This is a genomic window from Enterococcus pallens ATCC BAA-351 (assembly GCF_000407485.1).
Classification (GTDB): Bacteria; Bacillota; Bacilli; order Lactobacillales; family Enterococcaceae; genus Enterococcus_A; species Enterococcus_A pallens.
The window spans coordinates 1-4,041 of sequence record NZ_ASWD01000012.1; the positions used below are offsets into that span (position 1 = coordinate 1).

Sequence of the window (4,041 nt, forward strand, 5' to 3'; positions counted from 1 at the left end):
GGGTTAGAGTGGCCATAACACAAGGGTAGTATCCCACCATTGCCTCAGCCGAAACTGGCGTCCCGGCTTCTAAGGCTCCTACCTATCCTGTACATGTGGTACAGACACTCAATATCAAACTGCAGTAAAGCTCCATGGGGTCTTTCCGTCCTGTCGCGGGTAACCTGCATCTTCACAGGTACTAAAATTTCACCGAGTCTCTCGTTGAGACAGTGCCCAAATCGTTACGCCTTTCGTGCGGGTCGGAACTTACCCGACAAGGAATTTCGCTACCTTAGGACCGTTATAGTTACGGCCGCCGTTTACTGGGGCTTCAATTCGTACCTTCGCTTACGCTAAGCACTCCTCTTAACCTTCCAGCACCGGGCAGGCGTCAGCCCCTATACGTCATCTTTCGATTTTGCAGAGACCTGTGTTTTTGATAAACAGTCGCTTGGGCCTATTCACTGCGGCTGATCGTTAGATCAGCACCCCTTCTCCCGAAGTTACGGGGTCATTTTGCCGAGTTCCTTAACGAGAGTTCGCTCGCTCACCTTAGGATGCTCTCCTCGACTACCTGTGTCGGTTTACGGTACGGGCCGTTGTTTTCTCACTAGAAGCTTTTCTTGGCAGTGTGACATCAGGAACTTCGGTACTGTTATTTCCCTCCCCATCACAACTTGTCCTTAAAGAAGTAAGCATTTGACTCACCTCAAGACTCATTGCTTGGACAGACATTTCCGATCGTCTGATTCCTTAGCCTACTGCGTCCCTCCATTGCTCAAACAAAAACAACGGGTACAGGAATATCAACCTGTTATCCATCGCCTACGCCTTTCGGCCTCGGCTTAGGTCCCGACTAACCCTGGGCGGACGAGCCTTCCCCAGGAAACCTTAGTCATACGGTGGACAGGATTCTCACCTGTCTTTCGCTACTCATACCGGCATTCTCACTTCTAAGCGCTCCAGCAGTCCTCACGATCTACCTTCAACGCCCTTAGAACGCTCTCCTACCATCGTACCATTGGTACGATCCACAGCTTCGGTAGTATGTTTAGCCCCGGTACATTTTCGGCGCAGGGTCACTCGACTAGTGAGCTATTACGCACTCTTTAAATGGTGGCTGCTTCTAAGCCAACATCCTAGTTGTCTGTGCAACCCCACATCCTTTTCCACTTAACATACATTTTGGGACCTTAGCTGGTGGTCTGGGCTGTTTCCCTTTCGACTATGGATCTTATCACTCACAGTCTGACTCCCAGAGATGAATGAATGGCATTCGGAGTTTATCTGAATTCGGTAACCCGAGATGGGCCCCTAGTCCAAACAGTGCTCTACCTCCATCATTCTCACTCTGAGGCTAGCCCTAAAGCTATTTCGGAGAGAACCAGCTATCTCCAAGTTCGTTTGGAATTTCTCCGCTACCCACACCTCATCCCCGCACTTTTCAACGTACGTGGGTTCGGTCCTCCAGTGCGTTTTACCGCACCTTCAACCTGGACATGGGTAGATCACATGGTTTCGGGTCTACGACCACTTACTCATTCGCCCATTTCAGACTCGCTTTCGCTGCGGCTCCGTCTTTTCGACTTAACCTCGCAAGTAATCGTAACTCGCCGGTTCATTCTACAAAAGGCACGCCATCACCCATTAACGGGCTTTGACTTGTTGTAGGCACACGGTTTCAGGATCTATTTCACTCCCCTTCCGGGGTGCTTTTCACCTTTCCCTCACGGTACTGGTTCACTATCGGTCACTAGGGAGTATTTAGCCTTGGGAGATGGTCCTCCCGGATTCCGACGGAATTCCTCGTGTTCCGCCGTACTCAGGATCCTCCTAGGTGCTATTCAAATTTCATCTACGGGGCTTTTACCCTCTCTAGCAGACTTTTCCAAGTCCTTCGATTATCTGAATAAACTACCATATCGGAGTCCTACAACCCCAAGATGCAAGCATCTTGGTTTGGGCTTTTCCCGTTTCGCTCGCCGCTACTCAGGGAATCGAATTTTCTTTCTCTTCCTGCAGGTACTTAGATGTTTCAGTTCTCTGCGTCTACCTCTAATCAGCTATGTATTCACTGAAAAGTAACATCCTATCAAAGATGCTGGGTTTCCCCATTCGGAAATCTCCGGATCAAAGCTTACTTACAGCTCCCCGAAGCATATCGGTGTTAGTCCCGTCCTTCATCGGCTCCTAGTGCCAAGGCATCCACCGTGCGCCCTTATTCACTTAACCTTATCAACCTTACGGTTGGTTCTTGATCTTCTCTTCTAGCGATAGAAGTCCGACCAATAAAAAAAGCAATTGAACTATTAAAAAACTCATTCAACGCGGTGTTTTTCTCGGTTTGTTTGTTTATTTTCTGTATCCAGTTTTCAATGAACGATTGATGACCATTGTCATCAATGGAGCCTAGCGGGATCGAACCGCTGACCTCCTGCGTGCAAAGCAGGCGCTCTCCCAGCTGAGCTAAGGCCCCGGGTATTTTTTGAAAGTAAACCTCTCAAAACTGAACGAATAAAAGCAAGCCTGTGTAGTCTTCCGTAACGCTAGGCAACATTGCTGTCACCTAGCTTATCCTTAGAAAGGAGGTGATCCAGCCGCACCTTCCGATACGGCTACCTTGTTACGACTTCACCCCAATCATCTATCCCACCTTAGGCGGCTGGCTCCAAAAGGTTACCTCACCGACTTCGGGTGTTACAAACTCTCGTGGTGTGACGGGCGGTGTGTACAAGGCCCGGGAACGTATTCACCGCGGCGTGCTGATCCGCGATTACTAGCGATTCCGGCTTCATGTAGGCGAGTTGCAGCCTACAATCCGAACTGAGAGAAGCTTTAAGAGATTAGCTTAGCCTCGCGACTTCGCGACTCGTTGTACTTCCCATTGTAGCACGTGTGTAGCCCAGGTCATAAGGGGCATGATGATTTGACGTCATCCCCACCTTCCTCCGGTTTGTCACCGGCAGTCTCGCTAGAGTGCCCAACTAAATGATGGCAACTAACAATAAGGGTTGCGCTCGTTGCGGGACTTAACCCAACATCTCACGACACGAGCTGACGACAACCATGCACCACCTGTCACTTTGCCCCCGAAGGGGAAGCTCTATCTCTAGAGTGGTCAAAGGATGTCAAGACCTGGTAAGGTTCTTCGCGTTGCTTCGAATTAAACCACATGCTCCACCGCTTGTGCGGGCCCCCGTCAATTCCTTTGAGTTTCAACCTTGCGGTCGTACTCCCCAGGCGGAGTGCTTAATGCGTTAGCTGCAGCACTGAAGGGCGGAAACCCTCCAACACTTAGCACTCATCGTTTACGGCGTGGACTACCAGGGTATCTAATCCTGTTTGCTCCCCACGCTTTCGAGCCTCAGCGTCAGTTACAGACCAGAGAGCCGCCTTCGCCACTGGTGTTCCTCCATATATCTACGCATTTCACCGCTACACATGGAATTCCACTCTCCTCTTCTGCACTCAAGTTTCCCAGTTTCCAATGACCCTCCCCGGTTGAGCCGGGGGCTTTCACATCAGACTTAAGAAACCGCCTGCGCTCGCTTTACGCCCAATAAATCCGGACAACGCTTGCCACCTACGTATTACCGCGGCTGCTGGCACGTAGTTAGCCGTGGCTTTCTGGTTAGATACCGTCAAGGGGTGAACTTTCTACTCTCACCCTTGTTCTTCTCTAACAACAGAGTTTTACGATCCGAAAACCTTCTTCACTCACGCGGCGTTGCTCGGTCAGACTTTCGTCCATTGCCGAAGATTCCCTACTGCTGCCTCCCGTAGGAGTTTGGGCCGTGTCTCAGTCCCAATGTGGCCGATCACCCTCTCAGGTCGGCTATGCATCGTTGCCTTGGTGAGCCGTTACCTCACCAACTAGCTAATGCACCGCGGGTCCATCCTCGAGTGACGCAAAAGCGCCTTTCAAAAGAAAACCATGCGGTTTTCTTTGTTATGCGGTATTAGCACCTGTTTCCAAGTGTTATCCCCCGCTCGAGGGTAGGTTACCCACGTGTTACTCACCCGTTCGCCACTCCTTTTCTTCCGGTGGAGCAAGCTCCG

1 tRNA gene and 2 rRNA genes are annotated in these 4,041 nt (G+C 50.7%); all 3 read right to left on the reverse strand.

What is annotated here, in order from left to right:
- Positions 1-2,214: ribosomal RNA gene (locus I588_RS26225) — 23S ribosomal RNA — on the reverse strand; the annotation flags it as partial.
- Positions 2,215-2,385: 171 nt separating this feature from the next.
- Positions 2,386-2,458, reverse strand: a tRNA-Ala gene (locus I588_RS26230).
- Positions 2,459-2,563: 105 nt separating this feature from the next.
- A 16S ribosomal RNA gene (locus tag I588_RS26235) occupies positions 2,564-4,041 on the reverse strand; the annotation flags it as partial.